This is a genomic window from Desulfamplus magnetovallimortis, assembly GCF_900170035.1.
In the GTDB taxonomy this organism is placed as follows: domain Bacteria; phylum Desulfobacterota; class Desulfobacteria; order Desulfobacterales; family Desulfobacteraceae; genus Desulfamplus; species Desulfamplus magnetovallimortis.
In genome coordinates, this window is the sequence record NZ_LT828569.1 from 1 (window position 1) to 15,927 (window position 15,927).

The 15,927-nt window shown below is 36.9% G+C and carries 16 protein-coding genes; all 16 read right to left on the reverse strand.

All coding sequences use genetic code 11. The annotated features are described in order from the left end of the window. Positions 1–350: 350 nt before the first annotated feature. Entirely contained in the window at positions 351–2,195 is a 1,845-nt protein-coding gene (locus MTBBW1_RS25970) for an ATP-dependent helicase (protein ID WP_080809651.1), read from the reverse strand. 19 nt (positions 2,196–2,214) lie between these two features. Next, positions 2,215–3,018 carry a RecB family exonuclease gene (locus tag MTBBW1_RS25975; RefSeq protein WP_080809560.1) on the reverse strand — a complete coding sequence of 268 codons (804 nt, stop codon included), beginning with the start codon at positions 3,016–3,018 and terminating at the stop codon, positions 2,215–2,217. A 129-nt stretch (positions 3,019–3,147) separates the two neighbouring features. After that, on the reverse strand, positions 3,148–3,909 hold the full coding sequence (locus MTBBW1_RS25980; protein WP_080809563.1) for a hypothetical protein: 762 nt from the start codon (positions 3,907–3,909) through the stop codon (positions 3,148–3,150). A gap of 19 nt (positions 3,910–3,928) precedes the next feature. Continuing rightward, complete coding sequence (locus MTBBW1_RS25985; protein ID WP_186441724.1) at positions 3,929–4,297, reverse strand: single-stranded DNA-binding protein; 369 nt, start codon at positions 4,295–4,297, stop codon at positions 3,929–3,931. A gap of 26 nt (positions 4,298–4,323) precedes the next feature. Then, complete coding sequence (locus MTBBW1_RS25990; RefSeq protein ID WP_080809569.1) at positions 4,324–4,671, reverse strand: hypothetical protein; 348 nt, start codon at positions 4,669–4,671, stop codon at positions 4,324–4,326. 22 nt (positions 4,672–4,693) lie between these two features. Then, entirely contained in the window at positions 4,694–5,617 is a 924-nt protein-coding gene (locus MTBBW1_RS25995) for a DUF3150 domain-containing protein (RefSeq protein WP_186441725.1), read from the reverse strand. Between the two features lie 85 nt (positions 5,618–5,702). After that, positions 5,703–5,900 (reverse strand): DUF2997 domain-containing protein, encoded by a 198-nt coding sequence (locus MTBBW1_RS26000; RefSeq protein ID WP_080809577.1) that lies wholly within the window; start codon positions 5,898–5,900, stop codon positions 5,703–5,705. A 67-nt stretch (positions 5,901–5,967) separates the two neighbouring features. Beyond that, a complete protein-coding gene (locus tag MTBBW1_RS26005) occupies positions 5,968–6,393 on the reverse strand; it encodes a DUF1257 domain-containing protein (protein WP_080809290.1) in 426 nt (141 codons plus the stop codon). Positions 6,394–6,410: 17 nt separating this feature from the next. Next, a complete protein-coding gene (locus MTBBW1_RS26010; RefSeq protein ID WP_080809580.1) occupies positions 6,411–7,835 on the reverse strand; it encodes an AAA family ATPase in 1,425 nt (474 codons plus the stop codon). After that, positions 7,836–8,051 (reverse strand): hypothetical protein, encoded by a 216-nt coding sequence (locus MTBBW1_RS26015; RefSeq protein WP_080809583.1) that lies wholly within the window; start codon positions 8,049–8,051, stop codon positions 7,836–7,838. It lies immediately after the preceding gene. A gap of 1,210 nt (positions 8,052–9,261) precedes the next feature. After that, a complete protein-coding gene (locus tag MTBBW1_RS26020; protein ID WP_080809585.1) occupies positions 9,262–10,842 on the reverse strand; it encodes a methyl-accepting chemotaxis protein in 1,581 nt (526 codons plus the stop codon). Between the two features lie 148 nt (positions 10,843–10,990). Continuing rightward, positions 10,991–11,776 carry a substrate-binding periplasmic protein gene (locus MTBBW1_RS26025; protein WP_080809587.1) on the reverse strand — a complete coding sequence of 262 codons (786 nt, stop codon included), beginning with the start codon at positions 11,774–11,776 and terminating at the stop codon, positions 10,991–10,993. A gap of 69 nt (positions 11,777–11,845) precedes the next feature. Continuing rightward, the gene (locus tag MTBBW1_RS26030) at positions 11,846–12,598 is read right to left on the reverse strand and encodes a class I SAM-dependent methyltransferase (protein WP_080809590.1); all 753 of its coding nucleotides are present in this window, start codon (positions 12,596–12,598) and stop codon (positions 11,846–11,848) included. 102 nt (positions 12,599–12,700) lie between these two features. Then, a complete protein-coding gene (locus tag MTBBW1_RS26035) occupies positions 12,701–13,372 on the reverse strand; it encodes a hypothetical protein (protein ID WP_080809592.1) in 672 nt (223 codons plus the stop codon). A gap of 2 nt (positions 13,373–13,374) precedes the next feature. Then, positions 13,375–14,271, reverse strand: coding sequence for a DMT family transporter (locus MTBBW1_RS26040; RefSeq protein WP_080809594.1), 897 nt, complete (start codon positions 14,269–14,271; stop codon positions 13,375–13,377). Positions 14,272–14,513: 242 nt separating this feature from the next. Further along, positions 14,514–15,617 (reverse strand): ABC transporter substrate-binding protein, encoded by a 1,104-nt coding sequence (locus MTBBW1_RS26045; RefSeq protein WP_080809596.1) that lies wholly within the window; start codon positions 15,615–15,617, stop codon positions 14,514–14,516. Positions 15,618–15,927 lie beyond the last annotated feature (310 nt).

The window sequence follows — 15,927 nt, forward strand, 5'->3', positions numbered from 1 at the left end:
ATTTTTCATTTTTTCGAGTCAAGCATTATTGTATATGCATCAGAACTGTTTCTTACTTCTTAGTGTACGTAAATCATAAATCTTCTTTTGTACTAAAATCGTTATCTATCAAGTAATTATAGATAAATATGATTTCAGCGGCAAAATTATATTGTATCTTAATCTATTCCAGGCAAAATTATTTATCAGGCATCATGGATGATGTACTGGATAGTATCCAAAGATAATTATATTTAAAAAAATCAGTATATCAGGCGCTGCTTAAGTTCCATAAAGAATCAGTAAGACAAAAAATAGTATTAAATATAGTAGGTGCTTACCATATATCAGTAAGCACCTTATTTGTTTTATTATGTCAAGATTTCATCAAGAAACCTTGATCGTTTCATATTCTTTCCACTGTAATTCATAGGATATGACAGATAGAGCTTTTCCATAGCCCTGCTCATGCCTACAAATGTAACTCTGCGTTCTTCCTCTATCTCCCCTTGCTTATGGGGGAGCATTCCTTCCATAAGTCCTATCAGGAACACCACAGGGTATTCCAGCCCCTTGGACTTATGAATGGTCATCAGTGATACTCCCTCTTTATTGTTGCTGATCTCTTCCCTGAATGTTTCGGTGTAGTTGATTAAATCCGAAATATTCTGATACTTCCCTGCAACCATTGTAAGCTGGTTTATGTTATCCATTTTTGAGTTGTCAATGCTTGGTACATCATCATCTGAAATGAACTTGTCATACTCAAGACCTTCCCTCAATAGATAGAGCATCTCCGCCGGTTCCAACTGGTTTTTATCTCTGATCAACTGTCCCATGAATCCCACAAACTTTCTCACAATCTTCTTGAGATATGGAAGGTTTATGGGCATACGTTTCAGAGCTTCATAAAGTGAAACATTATTTTTTTCACAGTATTCATCAAGCTCATTGATCAGGGTTTTCCCAATATATCTGTTAGGAATATTGAGAACCCTTCCAAGTGCTTCATCACCTTCATGGGAATCTGGGTCATCAATGAATTTAAGATAATCCAGAAGCACCTTTACTTCAAACCTCTGGTAGAAGCTCTGGGCATTCTCTATGTGGTAGGGAATGTCATGCTGCTTAAAGCTGTCCTCAATTGGTCTGCTGAGTGAATTTGCACGGTAGAGTACCGCAATATCCTTGAACTCATAACTATGACCATGTTTTTGTGTAAGTGCCTTCACCTCATTGACAATTTGCACTGCCTCATCATCTTCATTGGCTGCTTCAATTATCACTGGTTTGTCTCCCGATTTATTATTTGTCTGTAGTTTTTTATCAATTTTTTTGACATTATTATCAATTAATTTCTGACACACATCCAATATCTCCGGTGTTGATCTGTAATTGACATCCAGTATAAATCGTTGACAATCAGGGAATATCTTGTCAAAGTTTAAGATATTACTGATATTTCCACCAGTAAAGCTGTAGATACTTTGAGAATCGTCCCCGCACACCCAGAACGAAGTTCTTTTACCGTTATATATTAATAACTTAACAACCTCTGCCTGTAATGGAAAAGTATCCTGGAACTCATCCACAAGGATGTGACTAAAGGTGCGATGATACTTTTCCCTAATCTCATCATCACTGGATAACAGATTATATGTTTCCAGTAGAAGATCATTGAAATCCTTTAACAGCTTCTTCTTTTTGGACTTTTCATAATAATCGTATATAGCACCTATGGCAGACATGGTTTCATTATCTGCATGGACAGCCTTGAAATCCTCAATACTTACCATGTTGGATTTAGATAAATTTATCTCACTTAATACCAATCCTGTTGGTATATGACGTATTTTCAGATTTTTCATTATCTGTCTAAGAAACTTTATCTGTTCTATGCCTGACAGTATTTCAAAGGTATATCCTTCCTGTTTCAGCAATGAGTAAGCGAAGCTGTGGGTGGTCATAAGCTTTACCCTTAAAGCCTCTTCATTGAGTATTGGAAGTAGTTTTTCCTGCATTGATCTTGCTGCATTTCTGGTAAAGGTCAGTCCCAAAATTGATTCTGGGGATACATTATGTTTCTTTATCAGAAGTGAAATCCTGGTTGCCATGGTGAGCGTTTTTCCAGCACCCGGTATACTTATGGTACATGCAGTACCATACAGAAATTCAGCAGATGCTCTCTGCCTTGGGTTTAACTTGATCTGTTGCATTGATATCATCACCTCTCTTTCAATTTAGTAGATATTCCCTGCATTGATTTGCAAATTCACAGTAGTTGCATTTCCATGTTCCCTGACCATTGGGCAGAAACACTTCCTTCTGGATTCCATTCCATGTTTCCTTTATGATTTTGATGGTACGCTTTTCATCATCGTCACTGCGGTGTGTGTAAATCTGCTTGAACTGTGGAGTCTTGGTTTTCATAAGACAATCCAGCTTTAAGACTATATCATTATTTGCATAACCGTTCTTCTTTGCTGCAAGGTAATAGACCGATAATTGAAAGTTTTGGTCAATTTCATTTATGGTTACTGATGACGACATTGTTTTATAATCGCTTATGATAATGGTGTTGCTTTCGTCTCTTTCAACCAAGTCCATAATACCGATAATGGGTATGTCAATATCGTCAATATTAAATCTAAATGGTTCTTCAACGGCAAGAATCTCGTACTCATCCTTTGGCACCTGGGATATAAATGTCTTGATCATCTCTTTACCCTGTTTGAGCAGTACATCAAAGTTCTTCCCCCTTGAGTACCTGATATCAGGTGTCTTGTTTACATTTGCAGTCCAGTAGTTTTCAAACAAGTCCATGAGTTCCTGTGCTGACAGGGGATTACCAATGAGCTTTTCTTCATTATAGTCTGAAAGCACCTGGTGTATTGTACTTCCGAAGATAAGGTTATCTGATGTAAACTCCCTTGTTGCTTTTTCAACTCTGGAAAACTTGTACTGCAATCCGCAACCGTTGTAGCTCTGGATACTGCTTGCTGAAAGATGCGGCATTGACCTTAACGTTGAAATATTCATTGTTAAATATCCTTTAATATTCAATGATTTATGTAAGTTATAGAGAGTAGAAACAGCTATCCTGTTGATTTATTTCTACTCTCTGGTTTCAAATTTTAGTTATTGATTTTTTATTTCAGAATGGAGTAATCAAGCTGCCTGTTGAAGCTGCTTGATAAATGCTGATGCTTCATTGGAAGAAAGTTTTTCAAGGGGAAGTCTGAAAGCATCCTGCACCATTTTGTCAAGTTCCTCATCAGGTATGCCTTTCCTCTTGCCAAGGTTTGTAATTGCCTTTATCTGGGCTGTACTTGCCTGGGGAGATGTGTTGCTGATACCTGTTTGTCTGATCGGTTTTTCTGTTGCTTCTTCCTTCTTGGAATCTGGTTTCTGAGTTTTCTGATCTTTCTTCGGAGTCGCTTTTGGTTCCTTTGGAGTTTCATTTATATTATTTTCCTTTCTGTTGTTTACAGTAACAGGGTTTCCTTTGGATTGCCTTTTAGGTGGTGTAGAGCCATTGTTTCCACCAATGACCTGATCTAAATCACCTAACTCTTCCAATGCAGTCATCCCGATATTAGTCATATCTCTTAATGCACGAGATTTAGCTCTTGTTGCAGCCATACGCAATATATGTTCTGCTATCATACGATTAACGTTTTTAGGAGATGCGTCACCTATTTCAGTGAACACCTGCTCATTTTTTGAAGTAACGATAGCCATACAAATTGCTTCCATACCGTTTTCCTTGGTAGGATATTGTATTGGTTCAATCTTGATGCTCTTGATTCCAATCTGATGTCCAAGGTCAAGTAAGCCGCTATACAACACGAAATCTTTGCCCTTTATGTTGGATATGAACTGTTCCTTTAGTTTCGGGCATGATTTCCCGTTTTCATCGTTCTCAGTCATTTAAGCCTCCCTTGCTCCCTTAAAAGGGTACATCTTCATCTGGTACTTGAGGATTATTATTTTCTGTATTGTTATCCTCAAAGCCTCTGCCGTCTGTTTTGATGAATTCGATGATATTTGCAATCACCTTAAAAGTTGATTTTTTGTTTCCATAATCGTCTTCCCATTTATCCTGGTCAAGCATTCCTGATACAGCTACTTTTGCACCTTTATGAAGATATTTTTCAACCAACTCTGCTGTTTTCTTAAACGCTGTAATCTTAACCCAGTTTGTCTTGTCCTTTGTGCTTTTAAAAGCCAGTGAGAAGCTTGCTATCTGCATACCTTCATTTGTGAAGAATATTTCCGGGTCTTGTCCAAGATTTCCTATAAGTATTATTTGATTCATAATTATTCCTTTAACTGATAACTTCTTTAATTGATATAAATACATTTTGTAATATTGTGAATTTCAAGTATCTTTTTTGCCAGATACTCATCTCTTGTTGCCATATCAATAATCCCAAAAGCGATTATTGCCTTCATTTCCTCGTATTTCTCCAACGGGATTTTAATAGATGACAGGTTTTTCTCAATTATTTTTACAGTTGTTATTGGGTCTTTTAGACACTTGCTGAATCTTTCAATCCTTGATGCAAGTGCATATGTTGTTTTCTCTCTGTCATCGTGAATCCTTTGGTCTGGAATCCTGTTAAATGCTTCAAGGCATTCCAGTAGCAATGACTCATACTCAGAACTATTTTTGTATTCTAATTTATACATTATGTATTTGATACCCCCTGTGCTATATTGCCATTTCTTCCTCAAACAGTTCTGTTTCTACAGGAAGGGGATCAATTTTAAGTTTCCTTCTGGGCATATCTTCAATGGATAGATCAAGACTGCTCTTGAGGTTCTCCATGTCACTGCGAATGTTATCTCTTAAATTTTGTGAATATTTAAGACTATAGGGGTTTGTATTATTGATGATATGCCTTGCTTCCTCTGCAAGCAGGTTAAGTTCCTCATCTTCAAAGAGGTTCCTTGTTCCAAGATCATCAAGGAAATCATTAATTTTATTGAACATGTTGTTCGATATAACCCTGGGTCTCTCTCCATTATTGTCTAATCTCTCCACAAGGTGAGTTACCACCTGTGAAAACTCTTCTTTTAAAGCTGCAATAGCAGTCTCTCTGGTCTCTTCAATCATTTCCTGAAAACGCTGTTTTTCACGTTCATATATGGCAGGTGAAAGAATGGTTGTTTTCCTTGGAAGATCAACTGTCATGTACCGCCACTGGAACTTGAACTTTGATCTAATATCCACTGGATAATCTGTTTCATCGAAAAGCTCTTTTAAAACCTCCCTTGCGTCTTCCATGCTTCTTTCATAGATTGCTTCAAAATCAGCATAAGAGTCCCAAAACCTTGCTTCAAAGTACTGTAACCGTTCGTCAATTACACTTAATGATTCTTTGGGCACCATGTAAATACCCCCAATGGGGAATGGCAATGAATATTTCTTGATAGTGTTCCTTGCCTGTTGGGTTGCAGTGTTAATTGGCCCCAGAAGGGTTGGGTCAATGAGATACTTCTTTCCACGAAGCCATTCTGCATCTTCACCAATCTTATCAGTTAGAACTGAGTGATTTATGGCTTTGCTGGTTCTCCATACAGATGTTGAAAGCTGTACAAGACATGCTTTCCTGAAAAGTTCCTTATAATCCATTTTTTTTCTCCATTTTGTAGTTATCATCATGACCCAACCATTTGATGATTGAGTCATGGAGGTTTAACTTATGGGGTTAATGTGATTAGCCACAAAGGGGAAGGTGGCGTCTTACAAGCTCCCTGTTTCTCATGTAAAACGATGGCACTAACTCCCTTTCTACCTCACTGCCCAAAAGGTCTTTCACAAATTGAGAGGATTCAAGGCATTCACTTCCTGTAAATCCCTTTGTCTCAACATGCACCTCTCCGTCTGAACAAATATCAATGATGATTTGTTTCAATTTTACTCTCCAGATTGTAATTATGGTTTTTGATTTTTTGATAATTGGAAGGGAAATATTGCAGGTGTTATGACATGCAGAGGGAAAGTCTGATCTTGTTGTTTCTCATCTGTTTTTCAATCATACGATAACCCTTTTGCTTTGCCGATCTTTTTACAGATTCAACAGCATAAGCCTGTTTTAATATCCCTGCATCTTTTCCAATGTACTTTTGCAGACCACCACCTATCCAGCTATCCCAGAGCAGGATATATTTGTTATTCTTTTTAACAACGCCGATCTCAAAGGTGGCGGCAGGTACATGGATAGCATGGGTACAGTGTCCCAATTGCTCTTCTGTGATTCCTTCCGGTAATGGTTCCTGTGAAATCCATTTTCCATACCAGATATAACGCTTCTGGTTCTCCATGAAATGGAATCCAAGCCTTTCACATGCCTGCTTAAGTGCTTCCAGGTCTTTTATTTCAAGCTCTATTTTAGAAATATGCGACATCTTATTTTTCCTCTGTATTATGCAGCAGGAACAACATGGATTTTCCTCTGTTCCTGTGGTTCAATATCTGGTGTGTTGTTAGCAAGCCTTGCACGATTTTGTGCCCATTTTTGAAGATTTGAAATCTCATCTTTCATGGTTCTTGAAAGGGGCACTATTGCTTCAAGGGCGGCATCTACACCGTCATAAAGACTATCCTTAGCCAATTGTTCAATTTCAGCTCCTGAAAAGCCGTTCAGCTTTGGTGCTAATGTTGTTGAAATGTTTGAGTTGTATTTTTGATTCATAATCTTTATGATCTCAACTCGTTCCAATGTTGAAGGTAAATCTACAAAGAATGTTGCATCGAATCTACCTGCCCTTAGAAACTCAGGTGGTAATTTTGTAATGTCATTGGCTGTAGCCATAACTACGCAATTTCCTTTACTTTCCTGCAACCATGTCAAGAAGTATCCAAACATGTTTGCAGTTGAACCTCCGTCTGTTTCTCCAGAACTTTTTGTTCCAGAAAATGCTTTTTCAACTTCATCAATCCATACAATTACTTCTCCAAATGCTTCAAGTACCTGGGTTGCTTCTCTCATTTTTCTTTCTGATTCACCTACAAGAGATCCTTTGAGTGAGCCTATATCAAGTTTTATAAGAGGCCACCCAAGGATAGATGCTGTTGCTTTACAACTTAGGCTCTTGCCTGTGCCTGGGATTCCTGCCAAAAGTATTCCTCTAAGCGGTGGAAGGTGTTCATTACCTGATTCATACGCAGTTGCTCTCTTTGCAATGAACTGTTTCAGGTTATTAAGACCACCTACAGATCGTATATCAGCAGGTTCCCAAAATTCCATTAATCCAGACTTTCTAATCATTTGAGATTTTTGTTCTGAGATTATTCTTGTGGAACAATAGCCTTTCTTTATCAGTGATAAAGCATAGGCTGTTTCTGCTTCAAACTCCGTCAAGCCTTTTGCTATTCTCGCAGCTTTCCTGTTAGGCTTAATGTTTAAACTGCTGCATAGATCTTTTTGCAACTCAAACAGTGCTTCTGTATCTGGTAAAGGAAGTTCAATTACAGTGTTAAATTTATCTAATTCTGGAAGTATTGGAATGATAGGGGATATCATTACAAGGGACGAACCGGAAGATTTCCAGCGAAGGGTTCCTGACTGTATAGCCTGTATAATGTCAGGAATCCGTGCTTCCAGAAACAGGTGCAGGTTATGAGCTATCAAAACCGAATCCTGCTGCATGTTAAGCCATTCAATAGCCTGAACAGGGTCACGTATATCTTCTATAATTTTATACGTTCCTGCTTTACGGATACCTTGATTGCAGTCCCAGCTGTAAAATGTCCAGCCTTCACAGATAACAATCGATTCTGCTCTGCTTGGTTCCTGTGTAAGTAGGGTAAGCATGGGATAACCTGCTTTAAGATAATCTTTTATCATTTACTGAATCCTCCATTTTGACATAAGGTGGATACTCTGGTGGCATTGACCGCAGACCCAGTATTCCTTATCTTCTCCGTTTAAATGGGTTGTGATAATCCATTCTCCAGTTCTATTACAAAACTGACATTGTGTTTTTTCGATCTCCAATGATTCCATTTTCCAGAGGATATCTGGGGGTACGTGAATTACATTATCTAAAATTTCTGCTTCCATAGTTTTTCTCCATTTTTTTATGTCTTGGTTAAAATTTGAATAACCAAATAACCTATCTCCATAAAGATTAAATCTTCATGTTGATAAGTTTCTTGGTTCCAGAGAGAGAGTCACCTATCTACAAATCGAAAATTCGATGTGTAGATAAATTTAGAATATTGATTGAACGCATCTTTCACTTATCATTAAACAGTATCCTCAGAGAGAATATTGAGTAATGATAGGTGATTGACTTGTTTGATCTCTATTCTTTAATGGTTTATTTCTCTATGAAAATTGAGAATATTCAAATTATCAGACGACAATTACTTTGGACGGTTGACGACAATTACAGAGGGGGAAAGAGAGACACACTTCCCCCCACCAAAGATTCGCAAAAACGATGTAATACCAGGGGGGTAGAGGGGAAAGGGGCTTTCGTATCCCAAAAGGAAAAGTGCACACGGTAATTGTCGCGGACTGGAGAGGATAATTGTCGTCTGACACAAATATTGATGGGAGATGGAAGAAGGTTGAATTTTGTCCCCTGGGACAATTTTGATGATGCTGGAGATGGATGAAAGAAGAGTGGGGTTAAATAGACTTCAACTCTAACTGCTAAGTTGAAGTTGATTGTGGATAGGCTGGAGATGAGGAGGACGATTCAATATTCTCCCCAAGGGAGAATATTGGAGCTATATGAGAATATGTAATTGAGCAGTGAAAGGCGCTGCCGTTGACTGAGCAGGATATAGTTTGGGATTAATTACCCAAGTGAGTGGCTTTATCTCAGGCTATTATGCATATAGATTACAGTCTATCCTGGTCAAATTGTTTCCAGATGAAAGATTGGGGTGTTTTTTCCAGATGTTTCGGTCGAGGATTCCATTGTCCACTGGGCTTCACACAAGTCCGTTACCAGATATGCATGCCGAGTTAAGAAACTATTGGTAATACAATAGGATAGTTTATGATTTGTATTATAAATAATATAAATTACTTAGGTCGAACAAGGCTGTCCGGCTTGTTCTTCCGTTATTGAATATAGAACTGCCATCCTGAATCAGTGGAATATTTGTAATCATTGAATATATTCACATTATAATCAAGAACTATGCCACTGATTCAGTTGTCATTTTAAAAGGTCATAATCTTTTCATTTCAGCAAGTTTTCTATAATGTGCCCCAAGTGATGACAGTTTAACTGCTGCTCCATCAAAAGAATAATAGGTTACACTGAAAACGATGAAATTATAGAAGTAAGCTTTTGAGATAAAGTTTGAAGCGTATCAGAACTCATCTTTACTTTGTAACTGCTATCTGACATTTCTTCAGTAGTGTTGCTAACCTTGAGAATATTTTCAGTAATTATTGAAGTTACATGGGATGCTTGAGCCATATGTTCGTTTATTTCAGAAAAACTGCTGGAAACAGATGTAGTACGATCGTTTATAATACAGGTTGTGCTGGATTGTTCTTCAACTGCCGAGGCAATTATGGATATTATGTCATTGATCTGGTCTGTGACTTTTTTGATTTTTGCAATATCCTGAACAGTTTTTTGAGTTGCTTTTTGACTTGCCTCAATACTGCTTTTAATTTCATCTGTTGCCTTAGCTGTCTGATTGGCAAGTTCTTTAATTTCAGTTGCAACAACTGCAAAACCTTTACCAGCTTCCCCTGCACGGGCAGCTTCAATAGTAGCATTCAGAGCAAGAAGGTTGATCTGTTCTGATATCTCAGTAATGGACTCTGTTACTTTATCAATCTCTTTAGCAGAAGAGCCAAGTGCATCTACACTTAGGGATGTTTGCTCAACAAGGGAAACTGCTTCATTAGTAATTCGTCTTGCCTGATCTGAGTTTTTTGCAATTTCATCCACTGTTGTCTGCATCTCATTTGTGGATTGAGAAACCTCATTCATCTCCATTGTGTTTTCTTCCATACTGGATGCCACAGATAAAAAACTTGAACTCATCTCTTCGGTAGAACTGGAAACAGAATATGCCCTTTCTGCCATGTTTTTGACACCTTCATCTAAACGTCCTGCAAGGTTATTAAGCTCATCTGAAGCGTTATTAAGTGAGGTGCTATCCTGCCTTACCTCCTTAATAATATTTTGAAGTTTCTCAATAAAAGTATTAAACCAGAAAGAAAGCTCTCCAATCTCGTTGTGCCGCCTGATTTCAAGCCTTTGTGTGAGGTCACCTTCTCCTTCTGCAATGTCCTTGAGGCTTGCAGAAATATGAAGTATGGGAAGTATCACGATTTTTTTAACACTGAAATATATGGTTACAAAAAGTGAAAAATTAAGCAAAGCTACAATAAACAGAAGCTGCATTGAACTTTTTTTCAGTTCCTTTTTCATAAAAGAGTCAGTAAAATATAGATGGACATTTCCAAGCAGCATATCATCTTTATGTATCTCTTCAGTTTTGGAGATGAAATTGCCTTCGGGATGCTTTTGCTTTGGAACTTCAATTATCTCCCATGAATCTCCCCTTGTTCTTGAGGCTAAAGTATTTTCAGCATCATTTCCTTCTGTAACTATTATAGAATGCAAGTTTTTCATTTTCATATTTGCGTCAAGTATCTTATTCACCTGATCTGAATTGCTATCCCAAATAGGGATTATAAGATTCTCTGCCACCCTGACAGATGTCAAATCCGCAGTTTCAACAAGCTCTTCTATCATGCTTTCTCGTGTGGAAATATAATCATAAAATGAAAACAAAATAAAAATTGTGCTACTAAGAAGAATAGGAATAAATATCATTCTAAATTGTATTGATGAAAAAAAGTGAGTATTCATTTTGATTTTCCTAATATTTTTTCATAAAATGATTTTGTCATCACTATCCATTTTGGAAGGCTGCCAAATAAGACAGCCTCTACAGTAAGATTGGTAATTTAATTATCTGGAAAACTATAAAATATATTTTATATCAATAGTATATAATTTAACGAACATGAATTAAATTATTTCTTTTGACAATGTCGTCATACAATCCATTTTGTTGAATTATTTTTAATCCCTGCTCAAATTGTTTCAGTATTTCAGAAGAATCAGGGTATTTTCTTGAAACCATGAGTGCATCGTACGTCGCTTTTCCATATCCAAACTCAAGCATTCCAAAATCATCAATATTACCTGGAAATGCTTTTTCAATTTCATCAATGGCTACGGTTTTATCTTCCATGAAAAAATCAATACGACCAGCATCCATTTTTTTTATACTCATTATATTTGTTGCTGTCATCTCTACCATATATCCAGCCTTGTTTAACTCCTCACATACAAAATTTCCAAGTATGCCACCGAGCTTGTATTTTTTTAAATCATCTATCTGTTTTATGCTTTTAATTACTTCGGAAGAGATACGTTTTTTGCTGTAAAAAAAATAAACCTGTGTTTTAAAAAAGGGACTGGAAAAATCATATATCTGTTGTCTATCTTCCCTGATTGTATAAGGATATGCACCAAAAGCCTTACCAGTTAAAATCATATTTTCTGCACGTCTCCATGGATAAAACTTAATTTCAGGAAGGATTCCAACAGCTTTGCACGCAGCAAAGACAATTTCACTGGCAGGACCATAATTTGGCAAGTTTTCTGATACAAAAGGTGGCCATTCACCAGTAACGAACAATATTTTGTTTTCATCAGCATTAATGCGTTCTGTTGTAGATATAATCATGAGCATAATTAATGCCAAGAGAAAGAAATTCCATCTTAAATGTTTCATAAATATTAATCCTATTATTTTGTAATGTTTTTTATTTAGGCAATATAATATATTGATCAAATAATGTATTTAGTTGATTTTTTTTGCAATATATACACCATAACTATAATAAGTTTTATATCTTTCATAGAGTTTAATTTCTTTAATTTCCGCATCAACGATTGCCTGTGCGGCCTCACTGTTATCGTTCTGATTCAGGAAGTCTTTGAAACGATTCTCCATTGGCTTATAATAATTATCCAGCCAACAGTGTTCCGGCAAAACAAAATAACCTATGGGAGAGTAACCGTTATTTTCCAGGATATTTATTTTCGAGGATGCAATTCCGATTTCGGGATATTCATTCTCCCAATATTTCTCAAGTTCTAAGGGACGGGACAAGGTTAGCCAAGTAATCTCTGATACAACCAGCAGGCCACCCACTTTAAGATAACGCTTCCAATCTCTTACCCCTTTTTCAAAGCCAATATTATATACAGCACCCTCAGACCAGATAATATCATACTCAGCATCTTCAAAAGGCAGATTATCCATTGAACAGGCAATAGTCGTTATTTTATCAGACAACCCCATACTTTTTGCTTTTTTCTGAAGTATTTCAAGAAAGTCCTGGAGAAAATCTACTGCTGTAATCTGAGCATTCAATAGACGAGCAAGAGTTAGGGTAGATGCACCCGTGCCGCATCCTATATCGGCAATCTTTAGTGGCAAGGTAGAATCTATCTTTGTAAGGCTAAGAGCTTTTTTTGTTTCTTCTTCCCCTCCTGGCCCTTGACGGTTGGCATTTTTATGAAGGTCTATCAAAAGCTGATAATCTTCCATTGATCTCTCCTTTTATTGTATTTTTATTCATATTTGTATTTATCGTGAAAACAGATTCTGTTTTCTTGTTCGGATATGGCCGATATCCCGTTCAACTATTTATTAAAAAAAAGCCTTAATTACGAAGATGATCCAGGCCAAAATAGTAAAAATATATGTAACTTTTTGTAATCTTACCGTATCTTTTTTAATTTTATCATTTGCAGGAATAGTAATCAGTGCAGGCAGGGCAAGAAAAAACGGAGACACAAGAATGTTTCCGAAAAGCATACCAAGAGGGCCAAATTCAGTTGTTTTAAATGATAGATTAAAGCCGACCAAAAACATTCCAAATATTGTAAAAAGAATTGCTACTGGCAAAGGCCATGTCCCTTTGCTAAAATATTTTGAAATAACAGCAAGCAATATTAACCATTGAAGGACAATGGAAGTAGGAAGAATTCCGAATGGAAAGAATATATAAAAGGGTCTTAAGGCAAAAGGCTCAACAAATAAAAAAAACGGTACAACCACTGAAATCCAGTAAACGATAACAGTATATCTTTTCAGATTCATTTTTTTTATTATTATACCAATCCATATTCCTATCGGTGTATGTAGCCATATAGCAGACCAATGCACTATTTTCCCAATATCACCTCTGTCTCCTTGATAAAGAAGTGCCCCGATAATAAGTAAAATATCAATTGATAACAGAATAGCTATCTGCCTTGCATTCTTACCTAAATCTGAATGTTGCTCATTGGCATTACTGTTTTCAGACTTTATATTCATTTTTATCCTTTCACTTGATGGGCTCTAAAACCCTTTGTGCTATTTAGAAAAATGGCACCCAAGACTATAGAACCACCGACAACCGTATAAATACTTGGAATCTCATGAATACCAAAAATGGGTAGATATACCCACACCACTCCACCGATCACCTCGGTCAGTGACAATAAGTTTAGTTCAGCAGCTGTGAACTGTTTGGCACCCTGTGAAAAGAGAATTAAGCCGCCGGCAACCCATAACCCGTGAAGCATGCTAAGAAAAACATTTCTGATGGGCATCAAAATAGTCTCTTGACGGCCATAAAGAATCGCTATCGTCAACAGAGTACACATCATACCAGCCAGTGCGATATTGGCAAATTGAGGGGCATCTTTACGGAAACGGATGGAGACGGAAAAAACAGCAAAACCAAATGCAGATCCAAATCCGATGATTGTACCCCAAAAAGCACCTGTCTCCAAATTTTCCATGACCATCACAGAAATCCCAATGAGAGACATAGTTATGGATATCCAGGTTACAGACCGAATCTTCTCTTTAAGAAGGATAAGCCCCAACAAAGCGGCAACGAAGGGTGAGATTGCTATCATAATTAGCGTATTAGCTGCTGTCGTCAAAGTGATTGACCAGATATAGCAGACAAACGCACAAACCAGCCCTGAAGCTCCTATCACACCTGAAAATCCTATGTTTCTGAAATGTACAATCAACCTATTACCATCTTTGAATGCAAGATATAGACACAAAACCAATGCAATCGCCACGCCTCTAAAAAACAGATATTGCCATCTATAATGGTATGCATCTACCATGTATCTAACAATCAATGCACCGAAAGACCATAATGTACCTGCCATTAACACTGAACTTAACGCTTTGGCATATTCGGTTGCCGCCATATTTTGCCCTCTGTTGATAGTGCTTCGTCAAGGTTTAGTTGTCGGGTGATTTTTGAGGATGATCACTTGATATTACGCATTTTCAAGTGGCATTCTACCCGACAGTTTATACTTGAAGAAGCAATATATTATTTTTAATAACTGTAGTCGTCAGCCCTAACATAAAACCAGTAGCGGAGCTGAACAAATCCCTGACGATCAAATTTCTGATTGGGTAATAAAAATGTTCTGCAACTATTTGTTTATCTGGCCGTTTGGGCAATATCCCACATTTTTTTATATCCATTACGAGTACGTGCTGTCTGATTTTCCCACATGGAAAGTTTTTGCCAGTATTCATTATCCCCGGATTTGTAGATAGAAATTTCGTTTTCTGTCAGACGATCGTTTATGTTACTCACAACTGGAGCGACTCCCCAATTTCTGATTACTCCAATTTGTAATTCCGGACTGAGAGAATAATTTATCCATTCTTCAGCAAGTTTCCTTTTTAGAGGCTGATCTTTCAAAGCATAAGTAACAACCCAATGATCCACCCACATTGTTGTCCCTTCTTTTGGAGTGGCCATTTTCCAATTACCTCCATTTTGGTTGGCCTGGGCTACTGCATACCCCCATGTTGATGCATATATTAAATTTTTGAATTCTTTGTAGTCAGCAGTTCCTTGCCATAGCGAATGAGTATTATGGACCAACTGATTCAATTTTGTCTGTAAAGTGTTTTTATTTATTTGAGATATCAATTTGTCATAATCATATAAATTTTCATATGCTGCTCCAAGCAATAGTGCTGTGACATATACATTGCAATCGGAATAATCCTTGGAAAGGGTAATTTTATTTTTTGCTGCATCGCTCCATAGGACATCCCAGCTCCCCGGTTTTTCCACTTTGTCTGCATTATAGGCCAGTCCATATGTTCCCATTGTATATGGCACTGCATAAATATTGTCTGTATCGCTGACAAAACTATTCTTTTTTAAAAATGGAATTATATGATTATAATTGGGGATATTGTCCAGATTGACTGGCAGTGCAATCTTACCTCGTATAAATGGCCATTGCTTGCTTTTCAAGAGATTATGTGCCGGTGAAATTATATCCACTTTTTTCCCTCGGCTTTTTTCCCAAAATTCACCAGGGTCAGAAAGATTGCTGATGTCGATCTCAATATCCACATTATACTTTTTTTTAATTAGTTTTTTATATTGTTCAACATATGGTTTTGCATAACCTTCCCAACAAAGCATACTAAGTGTAACTTGCTCTCCGAATGCCAGACCAGTAATTGTAAATAAAAGTATAAAAAATACGAATAACGAGTTGATTTTTTTTGAAAAATACATAACAATCTCTCCTTTCCCTGATTATATTTTATGTTCAGCAATTCTAAATTTTAAAATTGTGCATAGTTTTCATGATTTTATAAAACTGTTCTGATTTCATTAGAGTAGTTTTCGGTTAAGTTTTTTTTTCGTCCGCTGAATTTACATGATTATGTTTAGTATTCCCAACTACTGTATTTTCCATTTTCGTTTTTCATATCTTCGTATAACCACACCATTCTGTCCATAAACCAGCTTTTGCCCAAAAAAAACATTGTTATACCTAAGACAGCTCCCCAAACTGAATAATAAACTATTGACCATATAACGG

What these genes read in the sequence shown, in the direction of transcription:
- MTBBW1_RS25970 (WP_080809651.1), bottom strand. Translation starts at nt 2,195, where the DNA reads ATGCAACAGATCAAGTTAAACCCAAGGCAGAGAGCATCTGCTGAATTT.
- MTBBW1_RS25975 (WP_080809560.1), bottom strand. Translation starts at nt 3,018, where the DNA reads ATGAATATTTCAACGTTAAGGTCAATGCCGCATCTTTCAGCAAGCAGT.
- MTBBW1_RS25980 (WP_080809563.1), bottom strand. Translation starts at nt 3,909, where the DNA reads ATGACTGAGAACGATGAAAACGGGAAATCATGCCCGAAACTAAAGGAA.
- MTBBW1_RS25985 (WP_186441724.1), bottom strand. Translation starts at nt 4,297, where the DNA reads ATGAATCAAATAATACTTATAGGAAATCTTGGACAAGACCCGGAAATA.
- MTBBW1_RS25990 (WP_080809569.1), bottom strand. Translation starts at nt 4,671, where the DNA reads ATGTATAAATTAGAATACAAAAATAGTTCTGAGTATGAGTCATTGCTA.
- MTBBW1_RS25995 (WP_186441725.1), bottom strand. Translation starts at nt 5,617, where the DNA reads ATGGATTATAAGGAACTTTTCAGGAAAGCATGTCTTGTACAGCTTTCA.
- MTBBW1_RS26005 (WP_080809290.1), bottom strand. Translation starts at nt 6,393, where the DNA reads ATGTCGCATATTTCTAAAATAGAGCTTGAAATAAAAGACCTGGAAGCA.
- MTBBW1_RS26010 (WP_080809580.1), bottom strand. Translation starts at nt 7,835, where the DNA reads ATGATAAAAGATTATCTTAAAGCAGGTTATCCCATGCTTACCCTACTT.
- MTBBW1_RS26015 (WP_080809583.1), bottom strand. Translation starts at nt 8,051, where the DNA reads ATGGAAGCAGAAATTTTAGATAATGTAATTCACGTACCCCCAGATATC.
- MTBBW1_RS26020 (WP_080809585.1), bottom strand. Translation starts at nt 10,842, where the DNA reads ATGAATACTCACTTTTTTTCATCAATACAATTTAGAATGATATTTATT.
- MTBBW1_RS26025 (WP_080809587.1), bottom strand. Translation starts at nt 11,776, where the DNA reads ATGAAACATTTAAGATGGAATTTCTTTCTCTTGGCATTAATTATGCTC.
- MTBBW1_RS26030 (WP_080809590.1), bottom strand. Translation starts at nt 12,598, where the DNA reads ATGGAAGATTATCAGCTTTTGATAGACCTTCATAAAAATGCCAACCGT.
- MTBBW1_RS26035 (WP_080809592.1), bottom strand. Translation starts at nt 13,372, where the DNA reads ATGAATATAAAGTCTGAAAACAGTAATGCCAATGAGCAACATTCAGAT.
- MTBBW1_RS26040 (WP_080809594.1), bottom strand. Translation starts at nt 14,271, where the DNA reads ATGGCGGCAACCGAATATGCCAAAGCGTTAAGTTCAGTGTTAATGGCA.
- MTBBW1_RS26045 (WP_080809596.1), bottom strand. Translation starts at nt 15,617, where the DNA reads ATGTATTTTTCAAAAAAAATCAACTCGTTATTCGTATTTTTTATACTT.